Origin of the sequence: Paenibacillus sp. FSL R5-0470 (assembly GCF_037975205.1) — a bacterium.
Lineage (GTDB): Bacteria > Bacillota > Bacilli > Paenibacillales > Paenibacillaceae > Paenibacillus_AQ.
This window is the reverse complement of the sequence record NZ_CP150238.1, coordinates 2802237-2815806: the sequence shown is the minus strand read 5'-3', so window position 1 is coordinate 2815806 and position 13570 is coordinate 2802237. Positions and strand designations below refer to the sequence as shown.

Annotated in this window: 14 protein-coding genes; 2 read left to right on the top strand and 12 right to left on the bottom strand. The window is 42.3% G+C overall.

The genetic code is table 11. The features are described from left to right. Positions 1–25 precede the first annotated feature (25 nt). The 4 genes from MKY99_RS12185 to MKY99_RS12170 form a co-directional block, all read right to left on the bottom strand. A complete protein-coding gene (locus MKY99_RS12185; RefSeq protein ID WP_179085705.1) occupies positions 26–190 on the bottom strand; it encodes a hypothetical protein in 165 nt (54 codons plus the stop codon). Positions 191–334: 144 nt separating this feature from the next. After that, entirely contained in the window at positions 335–1228 is an 894-nt protein-coding gene (locus tag MKY99_RS12180) for a polysaccharide deacetylase family protein (protein ID WP_339270717.1), read from the bottom strand. Between the two features lie 127 nt (positions 1229–1355). After that, positions 1356–1949: a TIGR00730 family Rossman fold protein gene (locus MKY99_RS12175; protein WP_339270715.1), complete on the bottom strand. Its 594-nt coding sequence runs from the start codon at positions 1947–1949 to the stop codon at positions 1356–1358. A gap of 88 nt (positions 1950–2037) precedes the next feature. After that, on the bottom strand, positions 2038–3594 hold the full coding sequence (locus MKY99_RS12170) for a stalk domain-containing protein (RefSeq protein ID WP_339270713.1): 1557 nt from the start codon (positions 3592–3594) through the stop codon (positions 2038–2040). 192 nt (positions 3595–3786) lie between these two features. Here MKY99_RS12170 and MKY99_RS12165 point away from each other — a divergent pair, with 192 nt between their 5' ends. Further along, positions 3787–4458 carry a tetratricopeptide repeat protein gene (locus MKY99_RS12165; RefSeq protein WP_149644218.1) on the top strand — a complete coding sequence of 224 codons (672 nt, stop codon included), beginning with the start codon at positions 3787–3789 and terminating at the stop codon, positions 4456–4458. Between the two features lie 96 nt (positions 4459–4554). Here MKY99_RS12165 and MKY99_RS12160 read toward each other — a convergent pair whose 3' ends face one another. From MKY99_RS12160 to MKY99_RS12125, 8 genes are all read right to left on the bottom strand, one after another. Next, positions 4555–5943: a lytic polysaccharide monooxygenase gene (locus MKY99_RS12160; RefSeq protein WP_339270710.1), complete on the bottom strand. Its 1389-nt coding sequence runs from the start codon at positions 5941–5943 to the stop codon at positions 4555–4557. A gap of 297 nt (positions 5944–6240) precedes the next feature. Then, positions 6241–9402: an MMPL family transporter gene (locus MKY99_RS12155; RefSeq protein ID WP_339270708.1), complete on the bottom strand. Its 3162-nt coding sequence runs from the start codon at positions 9400–9402 to the stop codon at positions 6241–6243. Next, positions 9399–9854 carry a MarR family transcriptional regulator gene (locus tag MKY99_RS12150; RefSeq protein WP_076282879.1) on the bottom strand — a complete coding sequence of 152 codons (456 nt, stop codon included), beginning with the start codon at positions 9852–9854 and terminating at the stop codon, positions 9399–9401. Before MKY99_RS12150 ends, MKY99_RS12155 begins: the two co-directional genes overlap by 4 nt. Before the next feature lie 173 nt (positions 9855–10027). Continuing rightward, positions 10028–10468: a GNAT family N-acetyltransferase gene (locus tag MKY99_RS12145; RefSeq protein WP_076299436.1), complete on the bottom strand. Its 441-nt coding sequence runs from the start codon at positions 10466–10468 to the stop codon at positions 10028–10030. Between the two features lie 3 nt (positions 10469–10471). Beyond that, entirely contained in the window at positions 10472–10951 is a 480-nt protein-coding gene (locus MKY99_RS12140; RefSeq protein ID WP_339270705.1) for a VanZ family protein, read from the bottom strand. After that, the gene (rpiA, locus tag MKY99_RS12135; protein ID WP_143764014.1) at positions 10948–11628 is read right to left on the bottom strand and encodes a ribose-5-phosphate isomerase RpiA; all 681 of its coding nucleotides are present in this window, start codon (positions 11626–11628) and stop codon (positions 10948–10950) included. The genes MKY99_RS12140 and rpiA overlap by 4 nt, the downstream gene beginning before the upstream one ends. Before the next feature lie 38 nt (positions 11629–11666). Next, on the bottom strand, positions 11667–12149 hold the full coding sequence (locus MKY99_RS12130) for a GNAT family N-acetyltransferase (RefSeq protein WP_339270703.1): 483 nt from the start codon (positions 12147–12149) through the stop codon (positions 11667–11669). A 78-nt stretch (positions 12150–12227) separates the two neighbouring features. Continuing rightward, positions 12228–12680, bottom strand: coding sequence for a hypothetical protein (locus MKY99_RS12125; protein ID WP_143759423.1), 453 nt, complete (start codon positions 12678–12680; stop codon positions 12228–12230). A 235-nt stretch (positions 12681–12915) separates the two neighbouring features. Here MKY99_RS12125 and fsa point away from each other — a divergent pair, with 235 nt between their 5' ends. Continuing rightward, entirely contained in the window at positions 12916–13563 is a 648-nt protein-coding gene (gene fsa / locus MKY99_RS12120; protein ID WP_339270700.1) for a fructose-6-phosphate aldolase, read from the top strand. Positions 13564–13570: the final 7 nt, after the last annotated feature.

Sequence of the window (13570 nt, the reverse complement as noted above, 5' to 3'; positions counted from 1 at the left end):
TTTCAGCAGACATATGTAGTAGCTCTTACTTAATATTTTTGTATGTGCCATACACTTTCATTTTTTCATTCAAGACTTCCTGAAAACTCTGCTTCTTCTTATTAGCTCTCTCTTGTTTAGGATTGACCACGGGCTGAGGTCTAAAAAACTGATGATTGTAAGCCATAAGATTATGTACCATCACATTCATTGAATTCTAACCTCCTTCCGTGTCGTTCCTGAAATTTCTATTTTCGCTTAATTGCATATGGTTACTTACCCAGCTTCTCCAAAGTTTAATCACTTTTATGACTTTCTGTTTAAACAAATTTTAATGATCCCTTTTTGCAATGCGCTAAATACCTCTTTGTAAATCACGAATGTCTCTCCACGAAATAAGTTTGATTTGCTCATTAGTAATCACTTGCTTAATTTCAATATCATTTAGTAGAAGATACTCCAATTCTCTTTCTGTATAACATTCCGTTATCGCTATTAACTGCTCTGTTTTTTTAGAAGGATGTATAGTTAACTGGGTTACTCCAGGTTTTAGATTCTTTAATAGATCAGTTAATCTCCTTTTCATTTTGCTGTACTCAGCAGTGGGGTTAAAACAATATGGAAGAGAAACTATATCATCGATTAATAAAATCCCCCTCTCTTTTGCTGAAGAAATTCTTTTTTGAAACAATCTCAATTGATCATTATTAAAGAATGGTTGGTCTAAGATCCTACTAGGTAAATTAAAGGGTAATTGGTACTTTTCACATAAATCAAATGTTATTTCTATAAAATCTCGCCCTGTGAATAACCCCATAATGCTTCCACCATGACTATCCAGATGAGTTGGATCAATGCCTTGTACAATTGCACTTTGGATTTGCGATTCCATCTCTAATTTAACCTCATTAGCAGCAGCGTTTCTTTCCAGAAGAGTGGCATCTTGATGAAAATATCCTTCCGCCGTAATTAAACTATTTAAATTTCTTTCTTTGAATACTGGTTGATACAGATGTTTCTCGCCGCTTGTTAAAGTTAGATGAATTCCAATATTCTTTATCCCTTTACTATTGACAATCTCCATTGCTTCATTTGAGTCTGGGCAAGGGATCATAATAGATGTGGACGTTATAGCTTTTTCTTCAAATAAGTTAACAATAGCTTCATTAGTTCCTTTAGTTATTCCAAAATCGTCGGCATTAATAATTAACAAACGGTCGTCAATCGCAAAACCTAATTTTTGAATCATAAACCTTCCCCCTATTAATGAGTGATTTTCTTAAAAAATAACAATAAGGACGAAATCACCGTTAAGTGTTTGCGTCCTTATTGTGTAAACCGTTCATTGGCTCCCTACAGCAGTGGAAACCTAGAATCTAACGTTGTGACGGGAACCTTGCTTTCCCCTTTTCTTTACTACTATGATCAACTTGACCTCTCATCAGTTCAAGCAAATATTCGGGATCAGAGTTCATATCTAACATTTTCAACGCATTTTTTGGAGCAAACCCTTCACTTACACTATGAGTGATCATGGCTAGTAATGGACTAAAATAGCCTCTTATATTCAGCAGCCCTATAGGCTTCTGATGAATCCCAATCTGCATCCAGCATAGAATTTCAAATAACTCATCAAAGGTTCCGAGACCACCCGGCAGGGCAATAAACGCATCAGCCATACCGCTCATAACGGCCTTTCGTTCATGCATACTAGAGACCTCAATCAGATTCGTTAGCCCAGAATGCCTGATTTCATCTTTAAAAAGATCCACTGGCATGATACCGACGACTTCACCACCATTTGCCAACACTCCGTCTGCCACCTGTCCCATCAGGCCATTTCTTGAACCTCCATAAACCAGCCTACAACCTTGTGCAGCTATATGATAACCCAACTCTCTAGCCATTTCTGTATATTCTGAATTAAGACCTGGATTCGAACCGGCGAACACACATATTGTAAAAGCCATACCTATCACTCCAGACTGGTTATTATGGTTCAATTGAGATAATTCACTTATTGTACATCAGAATATTAAAATAAGTGTTAAATGAAAGTCATCTTTTTGTTTGTATCGTTAATTGGTACAGTTTACTATTCCACTCTGCAGTAACACCTAGTGCCTTAGCCAAAGCTGCCGCTGGAACAAGTGATGCATAACTTACTTTAATGGCTCCCTCTTTAAAGATGATTTTCTTGCCTTCTTTCGAGAACGTCATATCTCCGTCCCATGAGAGGGTGTAGCCCAGATTTTCCGCCACTTCCCTGATCGGTACTCTTACACTTCCATCCAAGAATATAGCAGACTGTGCGGAGTCGATCTTCTTCCCATCCACGATTACAGTAACAGGCTTCAAGATAGGAGATACAGTAAAAGGACGTGAATCAAGCGCACTGATTCCAAGTTGACCAAACATATTCGTCCCCCAAGCTACTGCTGTTCCATCCTTCAAAACTGCATATTTACTATTTTCCCCCGTGGCAAAAGAAATCGGATTGCTCAAGCCTTTGATTTGTTTAGGTTTAGTAAAGACCCATTTACTGTCGGTTGATGATTGGGTACTCCAAGTCCACACGGTGCCATCTTTTTTAACAGCTACAAAGCCACCTAAATCCAGCGTAAGTTTGGAGATCGGCTTTATGACTGTGATCTTTTGCAGACCTTGCAATAAAGTGCCAGCTTTCCATACCCAGTATTCTCCTTTTTTATTGGCAACAAGATTGAACCCATTTTTCGTCTGAACAGATACAATATCCGTAAGACCTGGCATCTTCTTCATCATGATTTCGTTATAATTATTGCTGTCAACCGTTGCCCAGACACTTCCAGTCTCAGTTAACGCCAGTATACTCCTCCAGTTCATAGAAACGGACTTCACATGGTATAAATCCTTGACTGGGGTCGGCTTCTTCACCGCTTTTGTATTCTCTATTTGCGGGTTAGCGCTCCAAATCCAAAGAGTACCGTTGGTGCGAATTGCGGCCTGATAGTCACTGTTACCGACCCACATTACCTCACTTAAACCCTGAACCTTGGTAGCAGCAGGCAACACTGTAAAACCTACATCAGTGATTTCTGGAGGATTCCACTGGAGTACGCTTCCATCCTTTCTCAAAGCTAAGGTATTGTGCATGCCTGAAGCTATACTGACTACATCGGTCATCCCAGAGATAACCTGAGGAAGCAGCACCTTCTGCTGTTTAGCGCTTACCCCATTGCCTGCTTCTATAGCATTCTTATCCCGGTAATCTCCCCAAGCTTTAACCGTCCCGTCTTCGTTCAGCGCAACATAATAAATTCCACCGATCTCTAACTGCTTCGTACGATCAAGCGCTGCTATGCTATGGGGAGTAATCGTCCACCCTTCAGGACCTGCAGTTCCATTTGCAAATTGTCCAAAAACATTGCTCCCCCAAGACCATACGGTTCCGTCAGTCCCCAGTGCGAAGGAGCTGCCTCCCCAAAATCCAGAAGTGGCAACAATCTCCTTAATTCCACTCAGCTTCGCGGATGAGGGATCCGCGCTTATCACTTGTGGGACTGACGTAACAGCCATAAAAGTAGAACAAACAGCCAAACTAAACAGCTGTAGCTTCCTTGCTAATAAGTTCATCTTGTTTTTCCCTTCTTATGATATTATTGTAATTATTATTCATCTTACACTAAGACGCTATTAAGCTGCTCAAAGTTGTATAATTTTTAAATCCCGGGATTCAGATTGCTTTGAATTATGTTATAATTACGCTGCCTTGGATCTACTCTTTTCAATCGCAATACCGGAACCAAATGATTATGGAGGGAAGTTATGCTTAAATTTATAGGTGTTTTACTGCTCTTCAGATTAGTGGGCAACCCTTTTCTGGCTATATTCATCCTGCTTCTTATCTTGTATTTCTTGGATCGGCGATATGTGGGCATCTTCCCCAGCATTACAAAGCCCTTCAAAAGAATGCGTCAAATTTCCAAGTTACGTACAACCATTTCTTTAAATCCTAATGATGTTTCATCCAAATTTGATTTAGCGCGGAGTTTGGCAGAACGTAAAAAATACAGGGAAGCGAAGGATCTCCTACTGCAAATCGAGGACCGTTATGAACAATCTGCTGAATATTGGGTAGAACTCGGACATGTGAATCTTAAGCTAGGCGCTTTGGAGGAAGGCGAAGCACAAATGCTTCGTGGTCTGGAGATCAACCGTAAGGCTCGATATGGACAGCCATATCTTTGGTTAGCGGAAACTTTCCGCCATACGAATCATGATAAAGCATTACATTACGTTACTCAGTATCAAGAAATCCAGTCTTCTTCTTCTGAGGCGTATTATCTGGCTGGCTCGATGTATAAAGCGCTTGGCAGATCAGAGGATGCGAAACGAGCTTTCGAAGAATCCACCGCTGTTTATCGTTCACTGCCTAAATATAAAAAACGGCAGGAGCGCGGTTGGGCGTTGCGCAGCTTTTTCGCCAAGATGAAATAAACTTGACGACTCCTTAACCCAAAAAACGGAGATCACTTCTGATTATCAGAAATGATCTCCGTTTTTTTATAATAAATTGGGGGGTAAACGATGTTATTAGTTCGTCACTAATTTCCAAAGCGATAATGCCGACTCCGGATTCCAGTTGGTATCACCGAAACTTCTAAATGTCACTCGAGCTTCATAAACGTTACCCTTGTATTCAACTTTTGTTCCTACAATGTACAACCCGGTTGCATTCCAAGCTGCTACATCTGGTAATACAGGTTTCACAAGGGTTGTGACTGTATACAAAGAGCTCTTGTCTGAAATATTACCAGCAGCGTCTACAGCTCTCACATGATAATTGTACGTAGTGGAAGCTTGCACCGATAAATCCGTAAAGGAAGTTCCCTTAGTTTGGGTCAATTCAACACCCTCTCGATACACAACATAATGATCAACACCTACATTATCTTGGGCAGAGTTCCACATCAGATTAACACTATTGTGCTTCACTGACATGGTATGCAGCCCCTCAACCATCGAAGGCTTCACAGTATCTGGTGTTTCCACTGGAGGTATAACCACTTCCGGGTTTGGTGTGCTAACAACAATAATATTACTTGAGCCTGACGTGTTTCCTGCACGATCTACCGCAACAATATAATATGTATAAATTTTGCCTGCTTCTACAGTAATGTCTTTAAAGCTCGTTGTTGAGGATGTTCCGATTTGTTTCGCTATACCGACGCTATCCCCGCGATAAATCATGTAATGATCTACGCCTACGTTATCTGTTGCAGCATTCCACATAAGATCTACACTGCTCGATTCTACACTCATCGTGTGTAACCCCGTTACTGTTGACGGCTTCTCCGTGTCTGGTTGTACCCCAGGTCCTGATTCACCGTTCTTTAGATTCACATCAATGACTTGGTAGAAGGCATTCGCTGTATCATCAATATCCCACACCGCCAAAATAACATGGTATCCACTGCGGTCAGTTGGGACATTTACTTTGTGCGTCACAGAACGCTCAGGCTGTTTACCGCCATTTTCAAAAGTTCCAATAAGCTCTAAATCGGAACGTTTAATTGGCGTATTAGGATTCCAACCTTTTTTCGTAATATAGTAATGCCATTTTGTTGTTCTATGTTGTGCTGTATGATACCAAGTGATGTCATTGACTCCGCCAACCATATCGTGCTTAATCCAGCGATCACTTGATTGTTGATCCAGAATTCCTCCGAACATGCCACCAGCAGATGCAATCTTCCCGTCCGCAGGACCCGCCAATGGGAAACCCTTTGGTGCCTCTAGACTCTGTGGCTCATATTGAACAGAACCCACATTATTCGCTGCACCAAGCTTCGCACGACTTGCTGGTTCAGATACATAACCGTGTCCTAGCGCTTTATCGGTATCGATAAGTCCTACTCCGGCAATAACCCCCGCTGTAATAACAAATGGAGCAACCTTCTTTGCGATACTGCTGTTCTTCATGCTTACTTTCATCATTCATCATCTCGCTTTCTAGTTGTAATTTGGAGACTTTGAAAACGAATCCAGTGTTATTATAATTTTCTAAAAACATAATAACAATAACCTAAAGAACCAGACGTCAATGGATAAAAGACCCATGACAATTGAACGGATTAGTAGTTCTCCCCGCTAATAATGCCCCATCGAAACGATTCATTCTACTCGAATAAAAAGCCAGCCACCGATAAATATATCGGTGGCTGGCTGCAAAAAACAACTTGTTATGACTTCTGATTCATAAATGGGGTATAGTCCCATTTACATATTTAAATCCTGCTTGTTAGCTTCTCCGCTCTGTTTAACCGAAAATGGCCACCAATTTCCTCGGCCGAAGATCCGTACCATAACAGGGACAAAGAACGGCAGGAAGATTAAAGCATACAAGGCCAATCCTACGAGTACCACTGTAGCAATCTGCATCATCGACAATACCCCAGAAGGATACATCGAAGCGAAGGTACCACCCAGAATAACTACAGCTGAAAGGATAACTGTACCCATATTGCGCATAGCGTGTAGAATCGCTTCTTTTACGTCCCATGTTTTATTTTCGTTAAACCGGGCCATTAAGAAAATGCTATAATCCACACCTAGTGCAATCAGCATAACAAAACTAAAGAATGGCGTCGTCCAGGTAATCCCTTCATAGTGCAGAAGATTAACGAAAATAGCCTCTGTAACGCCCAACGCTGAAAAGTAAGTGATCAAAAGTGAAATGATAAGGTAAATCGGCATTACGATTGAGCGAAGCAGCAACACTAATATGATGAAAATACCGCTCAACATCAAGATTACTGTACGCGTATAGTCTTCATTGGAAATATTCCGCAAATCGCTTTGACTACTTGTAACCCCGCTAATAGCTTTTTCAGCATTTTCAAGCTTCGTACCTTTAACTGCACGATCTACTGCTGCTTGAATATCACCCACACTATCTATAGCCTCTGAGCTGTAAGGATTCTCGGTGAATACCACGTCCAATGTCATCACCTTACGGTCATCAGATAAGTACGTGTCAAATACCTGCTTTATACCTTCAGCTTTAAGTGCCTCAGCCGGTACGAAGAATCCGCTCAGCTCTTCATCCTTAGCCGCTTGAATCTGATTCAAGTATTCTTGTGCCGAGCCCAGACCGCTTGTAATTTGTTTCAATCCATCAGCACTATCGCTTAGTCCAGTGGTTAAGGCTCCAATCTGACCTGTCAATTCACCAAAACCATCTGCAAGCTGCTTCTGTCCGCCTTGCAATTGATCAAGACCACTTGTGATAGATGGAATCTTTTCTACGATCTGTCCTTGACCTGTTGCCGCCTGATCGAGTCCAGATTGCAGTTGACCGAGTCCAGCTACAAGCTTAGCTAAACCTTGCGCGAGCGCGGTTTGCCCAGCCGCAGCTTTGGCATAACCGGCATTCGCTTCATTTAAGCCAGTAGCTGCACCTTTAAGCTGTTCTGAAACCTGACCAAGACCGGCTGCTAGCTGCGCTGCACCCGTACCACTTTGTGCTACTGTACCTTTGATCGTCAAATAATTTACATCCTGAACAATTTCCGGATAACTGCTCTCTAGGCCAGCGAAGGAACCGTCCAGTCCTTTCAATGCCTCTGCAACACCTTGTAACTGCTTCGGAAGCTGCCCGAGTCCTTCATCCAGCTGGGTTAAGCCTCCACCGATTTTTTTATAGCCCTCAAGTAACTTCGCATTTGCATCTGCTAACTGTTTAGCACTTGTTGCTGCCTGCTGAAGACCGGATTTGATCTCTCCTGCACCCGCTGAGCCACTCTTAATCCCGCTCTCAATCTGGGTGAGCCCAGCGCCTAAAGCAACAATTCCGTCTTTGAGATCCGCTGTGCCCTCTGTCAGCTTAGCACTCCCTGCAACAGCTTCTGTAAGTTTAGGAGCATTATCGCTAAGCTGTTTACTAGCTTCTGACAAGCCGGTCTGAATCTTGGTCAGACCTTCGTTACTCTGGTCCAGTCCATCAGAAAGTGTACCGACCTGATTCGGAATCAAGAAATCACTAATCAGCTCACCTGTTGGACGTGACATGCTCCGAACAGATTTTACACTATCCACTTTTTCCAGCTCGCGGCTAATTTTCTCCGCAAGTCCCAGATATTCTGAATTGTCCATACGATCATCATTCTTGATAACGACCTTGCCAGGCATCGATTCACCTGGTCCGAAGCTCTCCGAAATAATATTAAAACCTTTTACCGAAGCATATTCCGAGCCAATTTCCTCCAAGCTGTTAAAGGACAGCTTACCGCTATAGGTAACTAGAAATGGGGATACGATTACTGCAACGATTAGAAGTGCGGCCCACGGTCTTTTTAAAGAAAAAGAACCTGCCCATCCCCAAATACGGCTCTCACTATGCTCCAGCTTGCCACGGGAGGGCCAGAATAGCTTTTTGCCTAGAACAGCCATAAAGAATGGAACAATCGTCACAAGTGCCAATAGCATAACTGCAATACCAACTGCAACAGCTACTGCTGAACGATAAAGGATAAATTTCGATAACCCAATCGCTACAAAACCTACAAATACCGCTAAGCCCGAATAGAACACCGTTCCTCCAGCTTTTCGATAAGTTGCAATGATTGCACTTTTAGTATCTTCTGCGGTCATCAATTCTTCTTTAAAGCGACTGATCAGCAGAATACAATAATCCGTACCGATCCCGAACATGACCGCAACCATAAAGATTTGAGTAAACGTTGATAAAGGAAAATCATAACGATCCACCAAAAAAGCCACGACAGATTGGGATACAATATAGCTGATACCCACGGTCAGCAGCGGTACAAAAGGCGCTACGAACGAACGAAACACAACAAATAGAATAAGTAGGATAAAGACAACTGTAATATACTCCGACTTCTTTAGCCCTGCTTCTGAGCTTGCAATCATATCCTCTGTAATCAGACCTTCACTGGTCAAATAATGATCTGCTTTAACACCTGAGAGCATCTCATCCACTTTATCTGGCAGCGCAGTAACAGCCTCTCCTTCACCTTTTACGGACAACGCCACCATAATAGTCTTGCCATCTTTGGCAATCAGTGTATCTTTAAGCTCACTTTGTGAAAAAGGATCGGTGATGGAATCTAACTGCAGAGCTTCCTTATTTGCAGCCAGCTTCTCAACGCCTTGTTGAATACTTGCTGTTTCTTCCGCTCCGATTCCCTTCGGGTTATTGAACACAAGGGCTACTTGATGGAGTGATTCGCCTCCCTTGTCACTTGACGCTTCCTTCATGATTTCTGCTGCTCTAGATGAAGGGTATCCCTCTGGAACCGTAACCTGCCCCTTCTCACGGACAAGATCAGAGAAAGACGGGGCCGTCATCACTAGCACCACCGCTACAGCGAGCCAGATTGCGATAACCGCCCATCTTGCTTTTAGAATCGTCTTCATTGGCTCTTCCCTCCATTATCATTCTGAATTAGACTTGCCAGTTTCTCAAACATCATGATGAACGTCTCAATATCCTTCTTTTCAAAATGAAACAAATACGGGGCCACTACTTCATGTACTTGCGACTCAGCTGCTTCAAATACTCTTTTACCATGCTCTGACATCGATAAATACACCTGACGACGATCATTCTCGTCACGAGTGCGCTCAATAATGCCCGCTTGCACCAGTCTGTTGATTATTGCTGTAATGGAGCTTTTACCCACGCAAAAAGTTTCTGCTAGATATGTAGATGTACATTGTTCCTGAGCATTAATCAGACGCAGAATTTGATACTGATCATTCGTTGTATCTGCAGCAATGCTATCTTTAATTCTTGCGGCTACTTGTCTAGTCACCATCATATAAGCATCCATATAACGGTTAATCCAATGCTGAACTTCATCTTCCAAAGCTTCCTACCTCCAAATATAGTTCAACTGTAGAACAGTTTCATTGTCAAACTATAATCCCATTTATTTCAAAAGTCAACTTTACAATTCTAAGGAACAATTTAAGGTGACCCAACAAAAAAACAGGCCGAGATTTCATCTCGACCTGCCATTGTATGTCTTCTAAAAATTGTTTATTCCTCATCCTCGATCTCTTCTACTTCATAAACACATCTCAGCGTTTCAATGCCTGCTGCATTTTCGCCGAGGCTGTACACCATGAACCCAAGACTACGGTAGAAATCTGCAGCAATCTCATCCTCTGTTTCAGCTACCAGATAACGCGGCTGACGCGTAGTAAGCAGCTCCAGAATCATCCCTCGTGCATAACCTTTTCCTCTGTTCTCTGGCAATACAGCAATATGCCGAATATCCAAGGAACCATCTTCTGTTTCTTCAAAGCCTACAAGACCAAGCAGTAATTCTTCCTCTTCCCAGCCATATAACTTTAGCCCGGCTTGTTCGCTATACTCAGACGAAGTCTGCTTTAGAGCATTCGGATCATCTATGACCGCATAGGTCAGCAGCTCATTCACCTCAGATGTACCAATGAGGGGTTTAAGATCAATCAACATTCTTCACATTTCTCCTTCTTTGTTCCTTTTACAGCTAATCACTCGAAACAATCCGTAGCCTGTCCACACACCCAGCATGTTTAATAGTAAATCATCAATATCGAAGCTTCCCACATGCAGCAGCATTTGCAAGCACTCCAAAAGCAGAATACAAGGGACAGCATATAGCGAGATTCTAAGCCAAGAAACAGGACGTATCTTTACTAATGGCGAAAGAAAACCAAATGGAATAAAAACTACAACATTTCCTAGCAGATTTACTAGCCGATTGATAAGTGATAAACCGTTATCCAAGTTGAAATAAAGTGACACCGTGCGAAATGGAACCAGATTATACTGAAGAGGACCTCCGGTATGTACCTCACGTCCAAATCCGATAAACATCCAATAGATAACAGTAGCACTATACAGAGTTAGCACTACCCGTGTCAATCCTTTTAGCGGCCATGAACGGTAAGTTTCTTTATGTCTGCGGTTAATCAATTCTTAGGTTGAGCTTCAATAATTTCGATAGTTCCATCAAGTTTACCTACGATCGCCATCGCTGCAATTCCAATAAATAGGCCGTGATCTACAACACCCGGGATGTTTTGGATAGTCAGTGCTAGCTTCGGTGCAGCTTCTATCGCTTCAAATCGGCAGTCCGCAATGTAATTGCCATTATCCGTCTTATACAACTCTTCTCCGCTGCGACGCAATTCAGGTTGGCAACCCAGTTTGGCAAGCTCTGCCACAGTCCATTCCCAGGCGAAAGGAACGATTTCCACCGGCAACGGAAATTTGCCTAGCGTGTTTACAACTTTACCTTCATCGGCAATCACAATCATTCGGGTACTATTACTAGCTACAATCTTCTCACGAAGCAAAGCACCGCCGCCGCCTTTAATTAGTTGCAGACTGCTGTCTAGCTCGTCCGCTCCGTCAATGGTTAAGTCCAGACTATCAATATCACCAAAAGCTACCAGTGGAATTCCCAGCTCTCGTGCTTGCTCTTCGGAAGCGCGTGAAGTAGCTACTGCGGTAATTTTCAAGCCTTCACTGACGCGTTCACCGAGCTTGCGGATTGCCCAGTAGGCAGTTGATCCCGTACCCAGACCTACCTTCATTCCATCTTCTACATATTCCACTGCTTTTTCAGCTGCTAGTTGTTTAACGTTGATACTCATTTTAATACCCCCATGTTATCCATTATAAAGTTTTATAGTATTTTGCCGTAACAGAGACTATCCGGATCACCTATGTAGGGTCCAAATAAATCAATCGGTTGGTAGCCATGCTTGACGTAAAGCGCAATCGCTTCTGGCTGCTTAATTCCGGTCTCCAATCGGATCTCCTTAAACCCCGCCGCTAATGCTTGTTCTTCAAGGAATAACAGCATATTTGTAGCTATGCCCATTTTACGATAACTAGAATCTACATAAAAGCGCTTCAACTCCATCGTTGCGATCTCTATTCCGATATAATCCAGTGGACGAAGCCCACCACATCCCACTGGTTTTCCGTTTAAGTAGGCTACTATGAAAGTCATTTCTTTTACTTTGGGATCCTCGAAATCAACAACATAGATCGTCTCATGCGGATAACGCATCTTCAGTTCCTCATCCAGAAACGTAATAAGTTCTCTTAAATCAGCGTTCTCTGGATCAACTACTTCAAAATTGACTTCTGTTACGGGCGACACTCTATTTCCCTCTTTTCTTGTATCCAAATTCGTATTATCCTTCTTGCAGCCAAAAAAATCAATATTCTTCATTCTGTCTTATGTATATTGTAATTTCACTACATCCTCTAAGTTTAGGATCATCTCTTTTTCAGCGTGGTTAGCAGCCCTATGTAAGTAAGCTTTATGCTCAATGAAAGCATCTGAGGGGGCTGCCAATTTAATGTGCTCCAGCACACTGCGTTCGACATCAGCGAGAACTAGATTTCCTCTACCCGCACTTACTCTACAAAGATTAATGATTGCTAAAGGCTTATTCACAACTGCCTGCCCGCTGGACTCCACAAAAACTGTGTATTGAACTAAAGGAATTACGTCTGGGTCTTCCACACTAGCAGCGCAAGATTGGTCAAAGATAGAATACATTAGTGAAGGATTGCGTGATAAAGTTCCTAATTTTTTCTGATTAGATACCAATTTGCTGTTCTGGTAGGCCAAGAATCCGGCAACTGACAACACGAGCACAAGCAAAATAACTAATATCGAGTACATTTCATCACGTCCCACCCAATACTCCATAATAACAATACCGATTATATATTATCATGGATAACTGCATAGACCAATCCTATATTATCAACACTATAACAAGTGTAAGCGATATTCAATCTATAAAGTTATTTTGAAATATTCAAAATAACAGTTGAAACTTCGTTTGACATGTCTCATAATGAAAATATGAATATTGTTTGTCAATCCATATGGAAATCAAGGGAGGAAACTTAAAATGAAGTTTTTCTTGGACACCGGAAATATTGAAGAGATCAAACGTATTACTCGCCTCGGATTAGTGGATGGCGTAACGACTAACCCGTCGCTCATCGCTAAAGAAGGAAGATTGTTTAAAGATGTTATCAAAGAAATCGTAGCAATCGTTCCAGGTCCAGTAAGTGCAGAAGTAATCGGACTTACAGCAGAAGAAATGCTTAAAGAAGCATATGAAATTGCTGAGTGGGCTCCAAACGTTGTCATTAAACTCCCTATGACTGAAGATGGCTTGGAAGCTTGTTATGAGCTTACAAAAAAAGGTATCAAAACTAACGTAACGCTTGTCTTCTCAGCGGCTCAAGGCTTAATGGCTGCAAAAGCAGGCGCAAGTTATATTTCTCCTTTCGTAGGACGTCTGGATGATATCGGTGTTGACGGAATGAAGCTGATCAAGGATCTGAAGACCATCCTAACTAACTACGGTATGACTTCCGAAATTATTGCAGCATCCATCCGTAACATTGCGCATGTTGAGCAAGCCGCTCTTGCTGGTGCTCACATTGCTACCATCCCAGGTTCGCTCCTGCCTACCCTCTGGAAGCATCCGCTGACAGATAACGGTATCGAACGCTTCCTGAAGGATTGGGAATCCGTACCACAAGCATAAGATTGTC

Bases quoted from the DNA above. Each gene is read 5' to 3' on its own strand.
- MKY99_RS12185 (WP_179085705.1), bottom strand. From the start codon at position 190: ATGAATGTGATGGTACATAATCTTATGGCTTACAATCATCAGTTTTTT.
- MKY99_RS12180 (WP_339270717.1), bottom strand. From the start codon at position 1,228: ATGATTCAAAAATTAGGTTTTGCGATTGACGACCGTTTGTTAATTATT.
- MKY99_RS12175 (WP_339270715.1), bottom strand. From the start codon at position 1,949: ATGGCTTTTACAATATGTGTGTTCGCCGGTTCGAATCCAGGTCTTAAT.
- MKY99_RS12170 (WP_339270713.1), bottom strand. From the start codon at position 3,594: ATGAACTTATTAGCAAGGAAGCTACAGCTGTTTAGTTTGGCTGTTTGT.
- MKY99_RS12165 (WP_149644218.1), top strand. From the start codon at position 3,787: ATGCTTAAATTTATAGGTGTTTTACTGCTCTTCAGATTAGTGGGCAAC.
- MKY99_RS12160 (WP_339270710.1), bottom strand. From the start codon at position 5,943: ATGAAGAACAGCAGTATCGCAAAGAAGGTTGCTCCATTTGTTATTACA.
- MKY99_RS12155 (WP_339270708.1), bottom strand. From the start codon at position 9,402: ATGAAGACGATTCTAAAAGCAAGATGGGCGGTTATCGCAATCTGGCTC.
- MKY99_RS12145 (WP_076299436.1), bottom strand. From the start codon at position 10,468: ATGTTGATTGATCTTAAACCCCTCATTGGTACATCTGAGGTGAATGAG.
- MKY99_RS12125 (WP_143759423.1), bottom strand. From the start codon at position 12,680: ATGTACTCGATATTAGTTATTTTGCTTGTGCTCGTGTTGTCAGTTGCC.
- fsa (WP_339270700.1), top strand. From the start codon at position 12,916: ATGAAGTTTTTCTTGGACACCGGAAATATTGAAGAGATCAAACGTATT.